Source organism: Emergencia timonensis, assembly GCF_900086585.1.
Taxonomy (GTDB): Bacteria; Bacillota; Clostridia; order Peptostreptococcales; family Anaerovoracaceae; genus Senimuribacter; species Senimuribacter timonensis.
This window is the reverse complement of record NZ_FLKM01000008.1, coordinates 944,145-958,240: the sequence shown is the minus strand read 5'-3', so window position 1 is coordinate 958,240 and position 14,096 is coordinate 944,145. Positions and strand designations below refer to the sequence as shown.

Annotated in this window: 17 protein-coding genes; 5 read left to right on the top strand and 12 right to left on the bottom strand. The window is 45.7% G+C overall.

Annotation, left to right across the window (positions count from 1 at the left end; genetic code table 11):
- Positions 1-66 precede the first annotated feature (66 nt).
- Complete coding sequence (locus BN6539_RS21790) at positions 67-258, bottom strand: type II toxin-antitoxin system RelE family toxin (RefSeq protein WP_408606571.1); 192 nt, start codon at positions 256-258, stop codon at positions 67-69.
- A gap of 73 nt (positions 259-331) precedes the next feature.
- Complete coding sequence (gene relB / locus BN6539_RS05830; protein WP_067535057.1) at positions 332-553, bottom strand: type II toxin-antitoxin system RelB family antitoxin; 222 nt, start codon at positions 551-553, stop codon at positions 332-334.
- Positions 554-1,131: 578 nt separating this feature from the next.
- Between relB and BN6539_RS05820 the strand changes: the two genes are divergently transcribed.
- From BN6539_RS05820 to BN6539_RS05810, 3 genes are all read left to right on the top strand, one after another.
- Positions 1,132-1,497, top strand: a complete 366-nt coding sequence (locus BN6539_RS05820) for an ArsR/SmtB family transcription factor (protein ID WP_067535053.1) — start codon at positions 1,132-1,134, stop codon at positions 1,495-1,497.
- Positions 1,498-1,499: 2 nt separating this feature from the next.
- On the top strand, positions 1,500-1,718 hold the full coding sequence (locus tag BN6539_RS05815) for a cation transporter (RefSeq protein ID WP_067535051.1): 219 nt from the start codon (positions 1,500-1,502) through the stop codon (positions 1,716-1,718).
- 146 nt (positions 1,719-1,864) lie between these two features.
- Positions 1,865-3,691, top strand: a complete 1,827-nt coding sequence (locus BN6539_RS05810) for a heavy metal translocating P-type ATPase (protein WP_067535049.1) — start codon at positions 1,865-1,867, stop codon at positions 3,689-3,691.
- A 57-nt stretch (positions 3,692-3,748) separates the two neighbouring features.
- On the opposite strand, the gene BN6539_RS05805 is transcribed toward BN6539_RS05810, so the two are convergent.
- From BN6539_RS05805 to BN6539_RS05785, 5 genes are all read right to left on the bottom strand, one after another.
- Positions 3,749-4,249, bottom strand: a complete 501-nt coding sequence (locus BN6539_RS05805) for a CBS domain-containing protein (RefSeq protein WP_067535046.1) — start codon at positions 4,247-4,249, stop codon at positions 3,749-3,751.
- 11 nt (positions 4,250-4,260) lie between these two features.
- Complete coding sequence (locus BN6539_RS05800) at positions 4,261-5,694, bottom strand: MDR family MFS transporter (protein ID WP_197492873.1); 1,434 nt, start codon at positions 5,692-5,694, stop codon at positions 4,261-4,263.
- A gap of 29 nt (positions 5,695-5,723) precedes the next feature.
- Positions 5,724-6,218, bottom strand: a complete 495-nt coding sequence (locus BN6539_RS05795) for a MarR family winged helix-turn-helix transcriptional regulator (RefSeq protein WP_067535041.1) — start codon at positions 6,216-6,218, stop codon at positions 5,724-5,726.
- A 205-nt stretch (positions 6,219-6,423) separates the two neighbouring features.
- Positions 6,424-7,074, bottom strand: a complete 651-nt coding sequence (locus tag BN6539_RS05790) for a nitroreductase family protein (protein WP_067535038.1) — start codon at positions 7,072-7,074, stop codon at positions 6,424-6,426.
- A gap of 30 nt (positions 7,075-7,104) precedes the next feature.
- Positions 7,105-7,689 carry a TetR/AcrR family transcriptional regulator gene (locus BN6539_RS05785; protein WP_067535034.1) on the bottom strand — a complete coding sequence of 195 codons (585 nt, stop codon included), beginning with the start codon at positions 7,687-7,689 and terminating at the stop codon, positions 7,105-7,107.
- 177 nt (positions 7,690-7,866) lie between these two features.
- Between BN6539_RS05785 and BN6539_RS05780 the strand changes: the two genes are divergently transcribed.
- On the top strand, positions 7,867-8,574 hold the full coding sequence (locus tag BN6539_RS05780; RefSeq protein WP_067535031.1) for an ABC transporter ATP-binding protein: 708 nt from the start codon (positions 7,867-7,869) through the stop codon (positions 8,572-8,574).
- Complete coding sequence (locus BN6539_RS22890; protein ID WP_067535028.1) at positions 8,567-10,147, top strand: hypothetical protein; 1,581 nt, start codon at positions 8,567-8,569, stop codon at positions 10,145-10,147. The genes BN6539_RS05780 and BN6539_RS22890 overlap by 8 nt, the downstream gene beginning before the upstream one ends.
- Before the next feature lie 69 nt (positions 10,148-10,216).
- Here BN6539_RS22890 and BN6539_RS05770 read toward each other — a convergent pair whose 3' ends face one another.
- The 5 genes from BN6539_RS05770 to BN6539_RS05750 all read right to left on the bottom strand — a co-directional run bounded on the left by BN6539_RS05770 (position 10,217) and on the right by BN6539_RS05750 (position 14,066).
- Positions 10,217-11,110, bottom strand: a complete 894-nt coding sequence (locus tag BN6539_RS05770; protein WP_067535025.1) for a tetratricopeptide repeat protein — start codon at positions 11,108-11,110, stop codon at positions 10,217-10,219.
- A 21-nt stretch (positions 11,111-11,131) separates the two neighbouring features.
- On the bottom strand, positions 11,132-11,791 hold the full coding sequence (locus BN6539_RS05765; protein WP_067535022.1) for a hypothetical protein: 660 nt from the start codon (positions 11,789-11,791) through the stop codon (positions 11,132-11,134).
- Entirely contained in the window at positions 11,792-12,154 is a 363-nt protein-coding gene (locus BN6539_RS05760; RefSeq protein WP_067535019.1) for a DUF6054 family protein, read from the bottom strand.
- 131 nt (positions 12,155-12,285) lie between these two features.
- Entirely contained in the window at positions 12,286-12,645 is a 360-nt protein-coding gene (locus BN6539_RS05755) for a DUF6054 family protein (RefSeq protein ID WP_067535016.1), read from the bottom strand.
- Positions 12,645-14,066, bottom strand: coding sequence for an aminotransferase class I/II-fold pyridoxal phosphate-dependent enzyme (locus BN6539_RS05750; protein ID WP_067535013.1), 1,422 nt, complete (start codon positions 14,064-14,066; stop codon positions 12,645-12,647). Before BN6539_RS05750 ends, BN6539_RS05755 begins: the two co-directional genes overlap by 1 nt.
- Positions 14,067-14,096 lie beyond the last annotated feature (30 nt).

Genomic DNA, 14,096 nt, shown 5'->3' with positions numbered 1-14,096 from the left:
TCTGCAACTTGAGAGTGGTTTTTGCTTTATGTAAGTAAGAATGGTTCTCCGTCTGATAACAAGGGCTCAAATATCGTATACTTTTTCTCTATGTCCAATAGCGAGGAGCAGGATAATCACTCTGTCATCCTCTATCTGTGCAATCAAACGGTAATCACCTGCACGATACCTCCATTGTCCGCTTCTGTCAGCGGTAAGCCCTTTTCCATATTGACGAGGCTCTGTACAATTTTCCAAGTTTTTCCGTACCCATGCCAAAACTAATTTTGGTGTATACTTATCTAGTTTTTTAGCTCCTTCAGCGCTGTTTTCGAAAATTCCACTTTTTATTTCATCTCAGTCCCAATTCCTTTTCCACCTCATCGAGAGAATAAGTGATGGAATCTGCTTGGTATTCAGCCAATGCATTATCATAAGCCTTTAAATCATACTCCTCTTCAATACGATCAAAGACAGACTGTCGTACAAGTTCTGAAACTGAAATGTTATGCATCTCCGCATATTTTTTAATCAACATGGAATCCTCTTCACTTAATCGTAATGAAATTGTCATATTCTCATCCCCCTTCTTTGTAATACACCGTATTACGAATCGACGATTTTGTCAAATGCCTTTACCATAAATATCACGGCAAAACCATGAAAGTAAAATAGCGCGCCTTCATTTTTCAAAAATACTGGGCATGATGGCATAAAATGCTGCTTAAGCCAACATTCCCGCCTTCATTTTTAATTTTTTTAAGTTTACTTGCGCAACTCCCTTTGCAAACGCCAGATTCCAATACATAAACTTCCACATAATGGTATATTTTATAAATTTGACGAAAAGCAGCCTGATAAAAAGAGGAATACTCTTGATATAGCGGGATTCTTTACCACCTTCGCGCAAGTAGGACACCAGAATTCAAAAATGAAGGCGGATTGGTTTACAATAATCAAAAAATGTGCCTGTAACAAGCAAAAAAATGAAAATGAAGGCGAAAAATGTTATCATGCGTTTGCCGTGCCATAAATATGATTTAATAAAATTTTTAATTTAGATGTTTTATTTTCCCTTTTAGTGGAATATTATTTATATAACGTTTAAACAAATATTTAATTGTTTAAGCCAAACGAAAGGATGTGCAAGAAATGAAAGAGATACACCTGCCACACGATCACGGCAATAAGACTTCCGCTTTTATTCAAAACATGCCCTGCCAGGATGTCTTTGATAAGACTGCCGAAACCTTTGCTTTGATCAGCGATCCCACTCGGGTGAAAATCCTCTGGCTCCTGTGCCACACAGAAGATTGTGTTGCCAACATTGCCGCTGCCATCGAGATGTCTTCTCCTGCCGTATCGCATCACTTAAGAGTACTGAAGCAGGCTGGACTTCTCACTTATCGAAAGTGCGGCAAAGAAGTGTATTACACTTTGGCCGATACAGACGAAGCCAGATTGGTACATCACATCGTAGACATCATATTCGATTTAAATTGTAAAGAGAGGTACTGACAATGAAAAAAACTTACAAACTGGAAAACTTGGATTGTGCAAACTGCGCAGCAAAGATGGAAACCGCTATCAACAAGATGGACGATGTGGAATCCTGCACCATCAGCTTCATGTCACAGAAGATGACAATCGAAGCTGCTGAAGACAAATTCGAGTTGATTCTTGACGATGCGCAGAAGGCGATTAAAAAAGTAGACCGAGGCTGTAAAATCGTAAAATAGAAAACGAGTGCATAACGGAGCGTCGCTCCTATGCACTCATGTCGCCCGCAAGGGGCGACTCTTCGCAAGGTACGTTCTTTGAAACATACGGAAATACGTCCTTTGGACGATATTTCCTATGTTATAATGAAAAGGGGGATATCACAATGACGAAATCGCAAAAATTTGATTTGGTCAAGATTTTCGCTGCTGCTGCTTTGTTTATTGGTGGATATGCAACGGATATCATCTGGTTTTTTATCGCAGCCTATGTCATCGCCGGATACAGGACTATCATTGAAGCTGTCATGGGCATCGTCCGCGGCCAGCTCTTAGATGAGAATTTTCTGATGACCATCGCCTCTCTGGGGGCAGCATACTGCCGGGATTATCCCGAGGCGGTAGCTGTCATGCTTTTCTATCAGGTGGGAGAGTTTTTTGAGCACTACGCCGTTAACAACTCCCGAAAATCCATTGCCGACTTGATGGATATCAAAGCGGAGTTTGCGAACAAACTGGTTGACGGGAAAGAGATTACAGTCGAACCGGAAGAACTGGCCCTCGGCGATTTGATTCTGGTAAAACCGGGGGAAAAGATTCCAGTGGACGGCATCGTCATTGAAGGTAATTCATCCCTGGATACTGCTGCACTGACAGGAGAATCCGTGCCAAGGGATGTGGGGATTGACAATGAGATTATCAGCGGTACCATCAACTTGACAGGTGTTCTCAAAGTCAAGGTTACGAAATTATATGAGGATTCTACTGTTGCCAAGGTGCTGGATTTAGTCGAGAATTCCGGCAGCCGGAAAGCTTCAGTAGAAAAATTTATTACAAAGTTTGCCCATTACTACACGCCAATCGTGGTAGGGTTAGCCATTTTATTAGCGCTAGTTCCTCCCCTCCTCCTCAGTGGACAGCACTTTGACGACTGGCTCTACAGGGCGATGATCTTCCTGGTCATCTCTTGCCCTTGCGCCCTGGTCATTTCTGTACCGCTCAGTTTATTCGCCGGCGTCGGTTCCGCGTCAAAGCAGGGAATTTTAGTCAAAGGCAGTAATTACCTGGAAGCATTGGCACACGTCAAAGCCTTCGCTTTTGATAAGACGGGCACGCTGACTACAGGCAAATTTGCAGTGACAAAAGTTCATACGATGGCAGATGCGACAGAAGACCATCTGCTGGAAATCGCAGCCCATGGCGAAAGCTTGTCAAATCATCCGATTGCCCTCTCCATCGTCCAGCACTTTGGCAAGGTGGACAGCAGCCAGGTGACAAATTATGAAGAAATTTCCGGGAAAGGCGTTTCAGGAATATATAAAGGAAAGAAAATTTACTGCGGCAACAGCCGCCTGATGCAGGATCTGGACGTAAAGTTTAATGCCCCGGCCGAAATCGGTTCTGTGGTTCACGTCGTCTACGGCGGTACTTATCTGGGATACATCGTGGTTGCAGATACCATCAGAGAGAACAGCGCCGCAACCATTAAAGACCTCATGCATCTTGGAGCGGAACAGACCATCATGCTGACAGGAGACAGACAGGAAATCGCAGAAGCTGTCGCATCAGAAATCGGTATCACCAATGTACTTTCTGAGCTGCTGCCAGAAGACAAAGTCACTTCACTGGAAAGCGTCCTGCACACCAGTCAGAAAGGCCGTCTGGTTTTTGTCGGTGACGGCATTAATGACGCCCCGGTTCTGGCTCGTGCTGATGTGGGAATCGCCATGGGCGCTTTCGGTTCAGATGCAGCAATTGAAGCATCTGACGTGGTAATCATGGCCGACGACATCTCAAAGCTTGTCACGGTGACAAGGATTGCCCGCAAGACCTTACGCATCTGCAAGCAGAACGTCATCTTTGCGCTTGCTGTCAAATTTGCCATCATGGCTCTGGGCGCATTGGGCATGGCTACCATGTGGGATGCCGTGTTCGCCGATGTGGGGGTCGCTTTTATCGCCATCCTCAACGCAATGAGAGCGCTGAAACTCTAAAAACGTGACAGGGCAGACATACAGTTGATTTAACATCAGCTATGTGTCTGCCCTTTTTTATTTTACTGGATCTTTTGTTATTTGATCTAACTGCAGATCAAATAACATGTTGAAGATATAGCGCATAATTGTCGCTCTGCGGGCGATGCCCACCAGTTTGCCTTCCTGGTCTATAATCGGTATCTTCTTAAACTTTTTCTTTGACAGAATCCTGGCAACCTCGTCGATAGGATGATTTTCCGTCACACAAAAGACCTTGCGTGTGGCCAGATCCATCACATTCCGCTGTTTAAACTCAGCGACTTTCTGCTCAAAGGTTTCATCGTCGTAGAGAACCATGACGGAGTCGCCTCCATAAATAGAGCGCGTCTTCTGTTTTGAAACGGCCCGCATGATGTCGCCGTCGCTGATAAAGCCAGTTACATGCCGCTCTTCATCGACGACTGTCAGGCCGCCAACTTCTTTTTCTACCAGCAGCTTTACCACGTCTCCCAAAGTTGCTGTCACTGGACAGGTGTAGACATCTGTATCCATAATCTTTCCGATTGGCGCTTTCATTACACTCCTCCTTATTCTTCTTCCAAAGGCGCTTCGCCGCCCTTGCGTACTTTTAAGACAGCCAGGATGAGGGCCACAGCAGCTACGCAGGCAGATGCGGCATAGGCAGCTCTTACTCCGCTGGCAGTCTGAAGCAGCGACGTCGGCGCCTTGCTGGAGCTGGTTACCATGGTCATAATTGTGATAATCAAGGCTGTACTGATAGAGCCGCCTACCTGGCGTCCCGTGTTACTGATGGCGTTGCCATGAGCAATGTACTCGTTTTTCAAAGAGTTGATTCCCCAAGTATTGACCGGCATATTGGCAATGGTCTGACCAAAAGACTGCAAGACATAAATGACAATCAACAGCAGAACCGAAGTGGTCGGTCCGATAAAGGCCAAGGCAGTCAAAGAGCCTGTCAGTGCGGTCAGTCCGATAATAGAAATTCCTCTCGGTCCGAATTTATCAAAGAGCAGACCACTGATGGGGCTCATGAAAATTGAGGCAACGGCTCCCGGCATCATCAGCATACCAGTCGTAAAAGCAGAAAATCCTTTTACGCTCTGTAAGTAAATAGGCAATACGATACTTCCCACAGATAGAGCGGAATTAATAATGGTCACAATCGCTGCCGAACAGGCAAAGACCGGCGTCTTTAAAATTCTCAGTTCAAGCAGCGGTTCATCCAGATGAAACTGTCTGCGAATAAACCAGATAAAGGCAGCGGCCCCTATGAGCAGCGGCAGGATGACCAGCGGACTGCCCCACCCCTTCGTGCTTGCACTGGAAAAGCCGTACAACAAACCGCCAAAAGCAAAGGATGACAACACGATGGACAGCAGATCCAGGTGAGGTCGCTTCCGTTCGCCTACGTTTTCCAGCAAGAAGATGCTGAGAACCAAAATAACGATAGCTAGAGGGATGATCGAATAGAACATCATTCTCCAGCCAAAGCGGTCGATAATCCAACCGGCAAAGACTGGGCCGATAGCCGGCGCACAGCTCATGACGATGCCGGCCATACCCATGGCCGTGCCTCGCTTTTCTCGCGGAAATACCAGCATCGGTACGTAAGCTACCAGAGGCAACTGAATACCGGCTCCCATGGCCTGCATGATTCTGCCTATGATCAAAATAGGAAAGGAACCGGCCATGCCAGTCACCAAAGTGCCGACGATAAATACTGCCATGGATATGATGAACAGCAGTTTTGTCGCAAACCGATCAATTAAATAGGCGGTAACCGGCACCATAATCCCATTGACAAGCATATAGATGGTTGTCACCCATTGGGCGGTCCCTGCATTAATTTGGAACGTTTCCATCAGTTTCGGCAGCGCCGGCGACAAGACCGTCTGATTGAGAATGGCGATAAAGGCACCGCCGACAACAATTGCGATAATCATAATTTCTCTTTTTGTAACACCTGATTTTGGAACTTGCGATAAATTTTTTTCTTTCAACTTTTTCCCTCCCAGCACAGCAGAACTTTCTAAATCTGCTTTTTTGTGGAAATAGGAATCTTTGATCCCGTTATTTCCGCGTTTATTATATTTTTAAGAACCCGCTGCAGCAGCGTCATCAGCGTCTCTTTTTCTTCTTGACTGAAGCCGTCTGTCATCAACTGTTCCACATTGTCTAACACCTGATAAAATACAGGTACAAAAGACTCTCCTTTTTCTGTCATGACCAGATAATTACTGCGGCAGTCCTTTTGACTGCGCACTCTTTGAATCAATTCACTCTCTTCCATGCGTGACAAAAGGCGGGTTACGGTGGAACCCTTCAGCAGTAAGTAATCTTCCACATCCTTCTGGCTGACCTCATGGTCTGACCCAAATTGACAGCGCATATTATTGAGAAATAGCAGTACCAGCGACTGTACATAAGTAATGTCGTTCTGGGCCACTCCGTGATTCAGCATAGCTTTCTGGCCGTTGGCAATTTTCTTGAACAGATCACTGTAGTATACCTTTTCGCAACTCATCTCTTTTCCTCCAAATTTACTTAGCTAACTAATAATTAGTGCGCTAAGTATAATACTACAAATAAAGTCAAATGTCAATGCTCATAAAAAACGTGGAAATACGTTCTTTAAATGATATTTCCTATATTGTAAAAATCGGCGGCATAAGAACTTAAAAGTTCCAATGCCGCCGCTGGACCGCTGTATTTTCTCAGCAGCCATTCGTTTACAGAGAGCCCGATCCGACTTCGAAGTGATATTTGATAATGCCCAAGTCTATCTTGCTGTATTTACTTTCTTTTACTTCAAAAGTTACATCCTCACCGTTTAATGTGAGAAAAAAGTTTTGTCTGTTCATGGCTGTTGGTGCAAGCAGCACAGCCTCCATCCCCTTTCGAAACCATTCCGGCATATCATCCTCCAGGTTGCAGAGCTCTGACATGGCTTTCGACTTATGGGGAACCCCCTGCGTCGCTCCATATCCTAAGGCCAGGACGCAGATCAGTTCTTCATGATCTCCCACGACGGCCTTACAGTTCCCCCTCTTATAGGTAGCTGCTGCCCAGCAAGTGTTCAGGCCTAACTGTTGAGCCTTTAGAGCGATGCGTTGTCCATAATATCCTAGCTTTTCTTCCAGCTTCTCATCCGCAGGGCCTGCCAAGGCGATATAATTGGATACGCCGCGAAAGCCTACGCTGTAGGCCATCAAACCTTTGAATACATCTTTATCATTTAAAATCATCTGTATGGTTAGTGAGCCCTCCTGGTTGCATCTGTTGATTTCTTCCTGCAGCCCTTCAACTGCGCTGGCTGCTATTTCTTTGTCTTTATAACGCCTTACTGCATGTCGAGCTTCCATTGCCTCTATAATTGTCATGTTATTTCCCCTTTCTTTTCAGATAATTTGTCATAGCAAATTAATCTTCGTATCCAGTAATGTTTCAGTCAGCAGACCCCAGTCTCCCCCATAATGAAAACCTCTCATATTGGCCATTGCGGCCAGGCCGTGCACCGTCGCCCACATGACTAATAGGTTATCTCGATATCTTTTTTTGTCAATATGATGGTGTTCCATACACTTTACAGCTGTTTCCTTAAAAATGTTAAATGGAGCAAAATCTCCTTCAAAAGCAGCTTCGGTCAGATTGATCCGGTACTCTTCGTTATCATAGATAAACGTAAAGTAATGTGGATTACATGCAAAGAAATTGACATATGATTTTCCCATTCTGATCGCCGCAGTTGCCATTTCACTTTCGTCTATATCCTCTAATAAAGCGTCACAAAATTTCTTCGTCACATAATTTTTCATTTCAGCCAACAGTTCATCAACATTTGCAAAATGATTGTAGCAGGCCGTAGGAGACACGCCTACTCTCTTAGATAATTTCCTCAAGGAAAAATCCCCTCTGCCCTTTTCGTGAATCAGGGCTAGGCCCTCTTCTATCAGTTCAGTCTGCAGGTTTCCATGGTGATATGGTTTTTCTTTCACATTTTTGCCCTTCCTTCTCAGTATCAAACTATATTAACACATGTTAATATAGCTATAATAGCATCCATATTAACATGTGTCAACATAGATGAAAATGTTTAACAAACATTTTACTTGTGCGCCGAAATCCACTATAATATAATGAGTGAACAAAAATAGAAATCCAGGAGAATGATGATGAAATTAAAGATAATCAACTTACAGAAAAACTTCGAAAGCAAGGAAGTTTTAAAGGATATTACCTTTACCTTTGAAACAGGAAAAATTTACGGTCTTTTAGGTAAGAACGGCGCAGGCAAAACCACTTTGTTTAATTGTATTGACGAAGATCTTCCCATCGACGGCGGCTCCTTTGTCATTGAGGAAGACGGCGCCGAGAGGAATGCAAGCCCTGACGATATTGGCTACGTCCTCTCCACTCCTGCTGTTCCTGAATTTTTGACAGGGCGAGAATTCCTAAAATTTTTTCTGGACATTAATGGGTCCAAAATAAAAGAACCCAAGACCATTGACGAATACTTTACCTTCATGGATATTGAAGAAGCAGACCGCGACAAGCTGATGAAAGACTATTCCCATGGCATGAAGAACAAGATGCAGATGCTGGTCAATATTATCGGCAACGCTGGTATTCTACTCTTGGACGAACCGCTCACTTCCTTCGACGTGCTGGTGGCGGAACAGATGAAGGACCTTCTGCGCCAAATCAAAAGCGACCACATCATCATCTTCTCCACCCATATCATGGACCTAGCGGTCAGCCTCTGTGATGAAATCGTAATTCTCAATAATGGCGTTTTAGAAGAGATCGATAAGACAAACTTAACTGAATCGGGACTGAAGGAGCGAGTCATCGGCATTCTGAAAGGGGAAGACAATGTTTAAAACGTTCAAAAAAGCCTTCGCATTGAAAAATACATACAGGGTTAACGGCATCATCTTTTCCCTGAAGCAGATTCCTCTGATCAAGAAGCTGCTTCCCGCTGTTCTTTACAGGAGCCGCGGCCTGAAGCTATTTGCGGGCATCGTCAGCGTTATACTAGAACTCGCTAACGTCTTTGTCACAAAGCCTGTCTATGTGGCCCTGTTGATCTATCTGCCGGCCACCTTGTATCAAGCAGATACCGCAGCCATTGTACTGCACATTTTTCTGCTGATGACCCTGATCGGTGTCATTATGAATTCACACCTCTTTAATCCTACAAAGGATAAATACTATGCCATGTTCCTGCTGAAGATGGATCCCAGGGAATATGTACTGTCTAATTACGGATATTTTCTATTAAAATCACTGCTGGGTCTGGGCGCATCGTTTATCGTCTGCGGCCTTCTCGTCGGATTGCGTTTGCCGACTTGTATACTCATGGCATTTTTTGTCGTCTTCAGCAAGATCTGTTTTCACAGTTTTTTGTTGTGGCAATCTCAGCGGACAGGCCGAAAAACATATAACGAAAACAAACCTTCGCCAAGAATTTGGATAGCCATATTCGCAATATTGCTCTGCGCCTACGGGCTCCCGCTGATAAACCTGAATCTCAGCGAAACATTATTTTATATTTTGATGGTGCCCGTCATAGTCTTTGGTCTCGCGGGCAGCGTATATCTTTGGAGATTCCAGGGATACCGCAGGATCTATAAGGAGCTGCTCTCGGACAACAACATCTTCTTCGGCTACAGCGAAGCAGTCAGACAGGCCAATATTGATACCTTCCAAAAGAAACAGCTGGACAGCTCCGTCAAAGTCAACAGCAATAAAAGCGGTTACGGTTACCTTCACGAAATTTTCGTAAAGCGTCACCGAAAGCTGCTGACCAGATCTGCCCGCAATTTTTCCATCGGTATCGGCGTATTCCTTGTCACTGCCTTGGTCATGATTTTTATCAGTCCAGAAGTCGCAGCAAGAGCTAATCGGATGATGTTAAACTCTCTGCCGCTGGCCTTGTTAATCATGTATTTTGTCAACCGCGGACAATATGTCACCCAGGCTATGTTCATGAACTGCGATCACAGCATGCTCACCTATCGTTTTTATCGTCAGCCTGAAGCGATTCTGCAGTTGTTCCGGCAGCGGCTGCGCACTTTGGTCGCCATCAATTTGCTGCCAGCGATGCTCATCGCCCTTGGTCTGCCTCTGGTACTGTATCTGTCGGGCGGCACGGATAATCCGCTGAACTATTTGATGCTGTTCCTCGCCATCATTTCCATGTCGGTGTTCTTTTCCGTCCACCACCTGGTCATGTACTACCTGCTGCAGCCATATAACGTGGAACTGCAGTCAAAAAGCGTTACTTATGCCATTGTCAATTACATCACTTACATCATTCCCTTCGCCTTTATGTACATCAAACTGCCGACAATCGCTTTCGGGTCCTGCATGGTAGGGTTTGCTATCTTATACGTCATCCTTTCATTGGTTTTTGCCTATAAGTACGCACCGAAGACATTTAAGCTGAGATAACCTGTTACATATCAAAGCCGGCGCACCAACATTTTCAGTCGTTGATACGCCGGCTTTTTTCAACCGCTGCTACATCTTGGACAACTCGCTCTTTATCCACAGCATGCCGCCCACGGAACTATCGATCAAAAACATATCTCTGTTGATGACATCCATCAACTCGCCAATGGTGTCCATGGCATAACCAAAGGGCATAGCATTTTGATCCAGCTCCTCATCAGTCAATTCCTCCATCATCAATTTTTTCAAATCCGGATTTTTTCCCGCTAACAGCTTCAAGTATTTACGGGCTTTGGTGTAATCGTCCATTTTATAGTAGAGCAGAATCAAAGGAAACAGCATACCTGCGCTTTCCTCCTCGTAGGCCGCAAGAAGAGCTTCCGCAGAGGATACGTCCTCCATAAAAGCGTACAGAGCCATCAAGTCATAACGAATTCCCAGGTTGTCGTTTTCATTGAGCCTGATGATATTCAACCCTGCACGGATAGCCGCTCTGAACTTACCCAGTCCAATCAGATCGTCCATATAGGTTCCCAGCGCGCGAATATATGGTCTGGTTTCATGCATCATATAGAAACTGCCGATATTTTCTTCCGCAAAGTACCCTTCCTCCTCCAAATGCTTCTCTGTCTTTTTGATTAACTTCTCAAAGCGCTTCTTTGCTTCTTCCGGCGTGATGTCCATCAGGTCGATCAATAGCAGTTCCGCGTCAGTACAATAGGGGTCAATCGTCAGCGCTTTCTGGGCATTTTTCCTGGCCACTTTGACATCCTCAGCCTCCATTGCAAGATCCAGATAATACCACTGGTCTTTTTCCACTGGATCCACTGCCGCTAATTTATCGTTATATTGCTTCAGAAATTCATCTACTTTCCCCCTCGCCTCTTCCTCTGACAAATCCTTAAACTGATCCATGAATTCCTGCAACTCTCTAACTATTTTCTCTGTATCTTTACTCATCATCTAATCCTCCATTAACTGCGGTTATACGATTCTGCGCACGATTTCCGCCCTCGGCGCTAAGGTTTTGATATAAAATTCCATTTGATTGAGGCAGTCTTCCACCTGGACGGCAGCCAATCCCTCCGGTGCAAAGACCATGTAAACGGGATGACGCGTCTCCTCTGTCAGACACGTTTTCTCGTCGGGACCGGAAATCATGGTCAGAATCACGCCGCCATCATCCCTGCCGGTCAAGTCACCTTTATAGCTGTGTTTATCACGCCCGCCCATGCCGACAAAAGAAATTTCCTCCGCCGCCTCAAACAAGACCAGCGCCCCTTCAATTTTGTCTGCATCATGGGTACCGGTCAGCATGCGTGTCTTTAATTCCGTCAGAAATGCCACCTGGTTGATAGGATTGTACTCTGGAAAAGGGCGGTCTTTTAACAAAAAACTTTCCAATTGCGCCATGACAGGATAGGTCTTCTTGTGTTTCCGAAAATAACGGAAATAGGGGTCTTCCGAAAACTCCGCCTTGCGGTCGTAGGTTTCCGCCTGGCTTTTGATGGCGGCAAGTTCTTGATCCCGCATCGCTGCAAACCCCGCGAGATCCCATGCCGACCGATCCGGATACTGCACATCCAGGATTCCAAAGGGGATGTCCCTGCTCATTAAGGATTGATCCTTGTAGATTTCTATCATTCAGTGTTCCTCCTCCGCGAGTGCCTTAAAGCCCCGCTCCTCCAAAATCTCTGCCAGCAGATCTGTGAAATCAGTTTCACTGCCCCAGGATATATTAAAGATACCGCCGCCTCCGCCGGCACCGATACCGTCTACATAAACTGCCTCATCATCGCCGGTAATCGCTACGCTCAAACTAGCATAACTCCCATTTCTCATATAGTATCGCTCAAAGACGATCAAATCAATACCAACGCCGTCTTGAATATGGCTCACTTCGTCTTTGAGTTCAGGGGATATACCTCCCCTTTCCAGCATCTCTTTTTTTATATACTCTGCAGTTTCAATCACACTGCCTGCTCCCGCCATACAAATCTTAGCCATCAGATACTCTCCTTTCCGACTACCACTCTGCCCTGGTCGATGACTTCGCCCCATAAAGCGAAATATTCCTCGCAGAACTTCCTACTCGATAAACATTTTTATTTATCCAATCTCCTCATTTTAAACCTTTCTCACTTTTCCTCTTGTATAAGCTCTTCAAAACCACGTTCTTTTAAAATCTCTATCAGCGTTTTCAGCAGTTTGTCTTCTGTACTCCAAATTGCCTCCATCATCCCACCGCCACCGGCACCGATGCCGTCTACATAGACCGCCTCATTGTCACCGGTAACTGCTACGGTAAGGCTGGTAAATCCACTTGTCCTCATATAATATCGTTCAAATACGAATAACGCAACGCCTACGCCGTCCTGCACATGATATACTTCCGCTCTCAAATCGGGAGGTACTTTTCCCCTTTCTAACATTTCTGTTTTGATAAGCTCCGCAGTTTCAATCACACTGCCTGCTCCCGCCATACAAATCTCTGCCATTACCGCCTCTCCTTTCCGACTACCACTCTGCCCAGGTCGTCAATACCGATCACTTTCTCCCCTTTCGTCCGCAAATCCTTTACATAGGTCAAAATCTCCTGGTCGATGACTTCGCCCGGACAGATAATCGGGATTCCCGGCGGATAAGGAATGATTGACGATGCCGAGACTCTGCCCGCCGCTTTTTCCAATTTGATGCGTTCTTTCTGTTGCGGCAAAGGTTTCTGCACCAATTTTTTCTGCGTCAGACGCTGTTTTGCCGGTGCAGAGTTTATCGCTATTTGGCGATTAGAGGCGATTTCCCGCAGAGCAGACAGCAATCTGTCGAAGTCGCATCGTTTATTGCCGATTCCTGTCATACACATGACGATATTCCCTGTCACCAACTCTACGAAGATATTCCGCTCCATCAAAAGCGCTTCCAGCTCCAACCCGTCGATACCATAGGCGCTCATGTCCAGGTTGATTTTCGTATGGTCGAGAAGGGGATGTTTCATCACTCTCAACCCTTCGATCCGGGCAGCTTTTTCATAAAAAAACCGTAAATTTTCCTCCCACTGGCGAATCAAATCTTCTCCTTTTTGTTCCAACAGATCTGCATTAATATCCAGAGATGCCATCAAAAGGTAGGATGGACTGGTGCTCTCAATCAGCTGCAGCTTGTCCTCAAAGGCATACTTGTCAACTTTGTCCGAACAGAGGTTGACAATAGCGCTCTGGGTGTAGGAGGCTAACGTCTTGTGAACGCTGTCGATGACAATGTCCGCGCCCAGATTTTCTGCAGCTTTGGCATTGCCCCCGATGTATTTGTCAAAGAACTTCAGGTGGGCGCCGTGAGCCTGATCGACGATGAGGAGTTTGCCCGCATCGTGAACCACCTGGGCGATGGCTTTGATGTCACTGCAGACGCCATAATAGTTTGGGCTGGGCAGAATCACTGCGCTGCAGCCAGGATGCGCCGTCAGGCAGCAACGTATTTCGTCAGCGGTGATCTCACCCGAAATCCCATCGTCGGCAATTACCTCTGGATAAGCGTACACCGGCTGCGCGCCTGCCATGGAAATGGCGTTGAAAATAGACTTATGACAGTTCCGCGCAAGGATCAGCTCTCCGCCCTTTGGTACGCAGGTCAGGATCGCCGCAATCAGACCCGCACTGCTGCCGTTAATCAAAAGATAACTTTCCTCAGCTCCATACAACCTGCGGTAACGTTCCATGGTCTCTTTGATAATGCCTTCTGTCTGAAAGAGATTGTCCGCTCCGGGAATCTCTGTGATATCGCAGTCCATCATCTGGTCCAAAAACCTGCCGTATCCATTTTCGCGATAGATTGCCGCCCCTTTATGCCCCGGCATATGAAAGGATATGGGTTCATGTGCCGCATGATCTAACAAAAACTGGCAGACGCCTTTCTTTTCCATGTTCTTCTCCCTAAAATTTATCAACTGTGG

Bases quoted from the DNA above. Each gene is read 5' to 3' on its own strand.
- relB (WP_067535057.1), bottom strand. From the start codon at position 553: ATGACAATTTCATTACGATTAAGTGAAGAGGATTCCATGTTGATTAAA.
- BN6539_RS05820 (WP_067535053.1), top strand. From the start codon at position 1,132: ATGAAAGAGATACACCTGCCACACGATCACGGCAATAAGACTTCCGCT.
- BN6539_RS05815 (WP_067535051.1), top strand. From the start codon at position 1,500: ATGAAAAAAACTTACAAACTGGAAAACTTGGATTGTGCAAACTGCGCA.
- BN6539_RS05810 (WP_067535049.1), top strand. From the start codon at position 1,865: ATGACGAAATCGCAAAAATTTGATTTGGTCAAGATTTTCGCTGCTGCT.
- BN6539_RS05805 (WP_067535046.1), bottom strand. From the start codon at position 4,249: ATGAAAGCGCCAATCGGAAAGATTATGGATACAGATGTCTACACCTGT.
- BN6539_RS05795 (WP_067535041.1), bottom strand. From the start codon at position 6,218: ATGAGTTGCGAAAAGGTATACTACAGTGATCTGTTCAAGAAAATTGCC.
- BN6539_RS05790 (WP_067535038.1), bottom strand. From the start codon at position 7,074: ATGACAATTATAGAGGCAATGGAAGCTCGACATGCAGTAAGGCGTTAT.
- BN6539_RS05780 (WP_067535031.1), top strand. From the start codon at position 7,867: ATGAAATTAAAGATAATCAACTTACAGAAAAACTTCGAAAGCAAGGAA.
- BN6539_RS22890 (WP_067535028.1), top strand. From the start codon at position 8,567: ATGTTTAAAACGTTCAAAAAAGCCTTCGCATTGAAAAATACATACAGG.
- BN6539_RS05770 (WP_067535025.1), bottom strand. From the start codon at position 11,110: ATGATGAGTAAAGATACAGAGAAAATAGTTAGAGAGTTGCAGGAATTC.
- BN6539_RS05765 (WP_067535022.1), bottom strand. From the start codon at position 11,791: ATGATAGAAATCTACAAGGATCAATCCTTAATGAGCAGGGACATCCCC.
- BN6539_RS05760 (WP_067535019.1), bottom strand. From the start codon at position 12,154: ATGGCTAAGATTTGTATGGCGGGAGCAGGCAGTGTGATTGAAACTGCA.
- BN6539_RS05755 (WP_067535016.1), bottom strand. From the start codon at position 12,645: ATGGCAGAGATTTGTATGGCGGGAGCAGGCAGTGTGATTGAAACTGCG.
- BN6539_RS05750 (WP_067535013.1), bottom strand. From the start codon at position 14,066: ATGGAAAAGAAAGGCGTCTGCCAGTTTTTGTTAGATCATGCGGCACAT.